Here is a 3873-nt window from a genome sequence, read left to right as displayed (position 1 = left end):
CGTCACCGGAGGCCACCAAAGGTCCTACAGACGAGGTTCTACAGCCGCCCGCCGACAAGGGCGGTGAGGTCCACCAGACGGTTGGAATAACCCCACTCGTTGTCGTACCAGCCGATGACCTTCACCTGGTTGCCACTGACCATGGTGAGCAGCGAGTCGAACGTGCAGGACGCAGCCGTCCCCACGATGTCGGAGGAGACGATCGGGTCCTCGGTGTAGACGAGGATGCCCTTGAGTGCGCCCTCGGCGGCGGCCCGGTACGCGGCGTTGACCTCCTCGATCGTGACCTCACGCTTGAGCGTGGCGACCAGGTCGGTCACCGACCCGTCGAGGACGGGAACGCGCATCGCCAGTCCGTCCAGTTTGCCCTTGAGCTGCGGCAGTACCAGGGACGTCGCCTTGGCCGCACCGGTCGTCGTCGGGATGATGTTCTGGGCGGCGGCGCGGGCACGGCGCAGGTCCGAGTGCGGGAAGTCGAGGATGACCTGGTCGTTGGTGTAGGCGTGCACGGTCGTCATCAGGCCGCGCTCGATACCGAAGGCGTCCTCGAGAACCTTGGCCAGCGGCGCCACGCAGTTGGTCGTGCAGGAGGCGTTCGACAGGATCGTGTGCTGCGCCGGGTCGTACACGTCGTCGTTCACGCCGATGACGACGGTGAGGTCCTCGCCCTTGGCCGGAGCGGAAATGATCACCTTCTTCGCGCCCGCCTGGATGTGCTTGCGAGCGTCCTCGGCCTTGGTGAACCGGCCGGTGGACTCGACAACCACCTCGACCCCGAGGTCTCCCCAGGGCAGGGCTGCCGGGTCGCGCTCGGAGACCACCTTGATGAAGCCATCACCGACTTTGATCCCACCGTCACCGAGACTCACCGGCTCCGACAACGTGCCCAACGTCGTATCGTACTTGAGTAGATGCGCAAGTGTCTTGTTGTCGGTAAGGTCGTTCACTGCAACGATCTCTATGTCGTTACGCTTACTAGCCTGAAGCGCCCGCCAGAAGTTGCGGCCGATACGGCCGAAGCCGTTGACACCTACTCGCGTAACCACGTCAGAGAACTCCTCTATCGTCGATGCATTCCGTTGTCGCAGTGAGCCTAAACGACTTTGGGCGTCACCGGCCGGCATCCTCACAGATCGACGCCCAGCGTGTCCAGAACTACCCACCTCGACTCTTTTTCCAATTCTGGTAGACTGCGGGATGATTTGACCCTATCGGGCGGACGACGGTCGCAGTTCCGCGCCGTCGAGATCGCCTTCTACGCTGCGTGACTGTTTTCGCTAATTTCCAATAATCGTCCGCGATCCGCGCGAGGGCGAACCCGCGGACGATCAGGCGCAACCGTCGGCGCACCGATGACGCGCGGACGGCATGACATGCCACGCAACGCCGACAACCATATCCGCACCGTATGGCCATCCGCACCGTATCGGCCATCCGTACCGGCTTACCCGCACCGGCCACCCGCATCGACCACGCCCGCTGACATCGGTCCACCCGACCGGGCCCGGCACATCCGCGGCGTAACCATCCGATCGCTGACCCGGCCGGAGGGCCTACCGCGGCGTAACCCGCCGCCCTGGATCCGCGCGGACGGCCGTAATCCCCGGCAACACCAACAATCCTCGACGACGCTCGCAGTTGTAACACCCGTCACACGGATACTCACCGCACAGCAATACCCCCTTCCGTGGCGGACGCCACACCGCAATACCCCTCCTGCGGCAAGCGACCCCCTCCTGCGGCAAGCGCCGCACCGCGTCCACCCGCCACCACCGGCCGCCGCCACGGCGCCACTGTCGTCCCGCCGGCCGGGCTCCCTGGAAGCACACCGCCCCCGGGAACGCGCAGATCTTGAGCGGTGCCGTGCATACCGGGCAGCAGCGTCATGCGTACCCGGGTAGTGACACCTCGCATACCTGGCAGCGGCGTCATGCGTACCCGAGTAGCGGACAGCCCGACCGCAACACGAACCCACTGTTCGTTGGGACACCATTAGGTGACCATCGTTCTCCGGTTGTGAAAATCGGGTCCGGTATTCCGCTGGGGACGGAAGTCCCGCCCGGCGAATACCGTCCCGGCCGTATTTCGCCGCGTAATAGGGAAAGCCGACGATTCACCACGAGGTCTCTTATGACCGGGCCGGAACTATATGCACGGTGTCGGGGCCGGAGCGCAATACGGCCGGACGTTCGCGCCGGCCGGGAGTTCGGATACCGTCGGGATTCGAGCAGAGCCGGTCACCGGGCGCCCGTCGGTCCGTCGAACTAATACGCCGGGACACCGATCGGCCGCCGGCCGGAGTTCGACGGGGACGGATACCGGATAATTGGGAGTGGACGCGGGCGCCGGACGCGCCCTAAGCTCCGAAACAGTTCAGCAACCGACCGGCCTTCCAAAGAGGCGGAAAGACGCTGGATGTTGGTTGTTCTTCACACTCCAAGTTGGTTTCCGGTGGCGCGCGATACTGCCCCTTTTTCGCGTCGCCGGGGACTTCCGGGGGGACCATAAGCTCCTCGGTGGCCGGCTGACCGTGCCCCGGCCACCGAGGTCGAACTGGTACCGGCGATCCCCGCCTCCGTCCCCACTCACCCCACCGGGGTGGGGGCCGCCGGTACCGTCCCGCGGGTGCGGCGGCACGAGTTACGGCGACAGCCCCCGGTCGTGACGACTTGTGCCGCCGCACCTTTACAGTGCGCCAGCTGCCACTACCGACACCACTGCGGAAAGGCGAGGCCCGGTGGTGTCCGGAAGAACGGGATACGGCCGTGACGATGCACCAGACGACGCACCATGAAATGAGCCGGTCGACGCTGCCGGTGCGGGTTCATCTGTTGTTGTGCTCCGATGACAGAATTCTTCTCGCCACCGGTGACGAGACGTCGCCGGCACAGTGGCGGTTGCCGTCCGGAAACCTCGAGGGGCAGGCCGCGAGCGACGCCGCGGTCCGCATAGCGTGCGAACAGGCGGCGTTGGTGACCACGGCCGAGGATGTCTGGCTGGAACACGTGGCACATCACTGGGTGGACAAGAAGGAACAACTGGGTTTGTTCTTCCATGTCACGCGCACACATGGCCCTGTCACCCCTGCTGCCCCCCGCCGGTCGCGCAGGCTGGCGTGGCATCCTCTGGACGCCTTGCCCGAACGGTTCGCCCGGCCCGATCAGGACGTTGTCAACCGCTGGGCGAGAGGCGAGTTCTTTTCGCATGGCGGCTGGACAGCCCGTCGAACCACGACGACCCTCCTGCCTACCGGTGTTTTCCAGGCGGCCTCGACCAGACCGCCGTCAGCTCCCGCTGCCAGTTCTCGATCGTGAACGGCGAGCGGACGAAGTGCCGCAACGCCGCTCGCCGATCATCGAGCAGCGGCGGAACAGCGGTCAGCGCCCGAGCGGTGTCAGCCCATATCTCGTCCGTGGCGGACAACGGCAACAACGTGATCCCCGGCAGCAGCCGGGCGATCTCCCCGACCCCGGGCAGATCCGTGGCCAGCACCGGAGTGGCAACCGCACATGCCTCGAGCACGACGCTCGGCAGGCCCTCGTAGTACGAGGTGAGCAGTAGCAGCGACGCGGCGACCAGCAGCCGGGGGACGTCGTCGCGCTCGCCGAGCATCTCGACACGATCACGCACACCACCCGCGGACGCCCTGGCGAGCAGTTCCGCGGTCTCCGCCGTGTCCTGGCCTCCGATGATCTGCAGACGCGCGTCCACCCCCCGCGCGCACAACGCAACGAGCACATCTATCGCGCGGACCCGGTTCTTGTTCGCCTCCGGCCGTCCGATGTGGACCATGACGACCGGGGTATCAGCCCCCTCGGGAGCGCTCTCCAGCGCACGCCGCCGGGCCGCGATGGCGACGCCGAACGGCTCGAC

Annotated in this window: 3 protein-coding genes; 1 reads left to right on the top strand and 2 read right to left on the bottom strand. The window is 66.1% G+C overall.

Going from position 1 to position 3873, the window contains the following annotated elements:
- Window positions 1–38: 38 nt before the first annotated feature.
- Window positions 39–1046 carry a type I glyceraldehyde-3-phosphate dehydrogenase gene (gene gap, locus DD1DGNOD_RS09275; RefSeq protein WP_131766212.1) on the bottom strand — a complete coding sequence of 336 codons (1008 nt, stop codon included), beginning with the start codon at window positions 1044–1046 and terminating at the stop codon, window positions 39–41.
- A 1725-nt stretch (window positions 1047–2771) separates the two neighbouring features.
- On the opposite strand from gap, the gene DD1DGNOD_RS31115 reads away from it, so the two are divergent.
- Window positions 2772–3314 (top strand): NUDIX domain-containing protein, encoded by a 543-nt coding sequence (locus DD1DGNOD_RS31115; protein WP_430827779.1) that lies wholly within the window; start codon window positions 2772–2774, stop codon window positions 3312–3314.
- On the opposite strand, the gene DD1DGNOD_RS09265 is transcribed toward DD1DGNOD_RS31115, so the two are convergent.
- Window positions 3247–3873 (bottom strand): glycosyltransferase (locus DD1DGNOD_RS09265; protein WP_131769910.1); only part of this gene is annotated, 627 nt, incomplete at its 5' end. The genes DD1DGNOD_RS31115 and DD1DGNOD_RS09265 overlap by 68 nt on opposite strands.

The organism is Candidatus Protofrankia californiensis, assembly GCF_900634765.1.
Lineage (GTDB): Bacteria > Actinomycetota > Actinomycetes > Frankiales > Frankiaceae > Protofrankia > Protofrankia californiensis.
Note: the sequence above shows the minus strand (reverse complement) of the source record. Positions and strands in the feature narration are given on the sequence as shown.

Bases quoted from the DNA above. Each gene is read 5' to 3' on its own strand.
- DD1DGNOD_RS31115 (WP_430827779.1), top strand. From the start codon at position 2,772: ATGCACCAGACGACGCACCATGAAATGAGCCGGTCGACGCTGCCGGTG.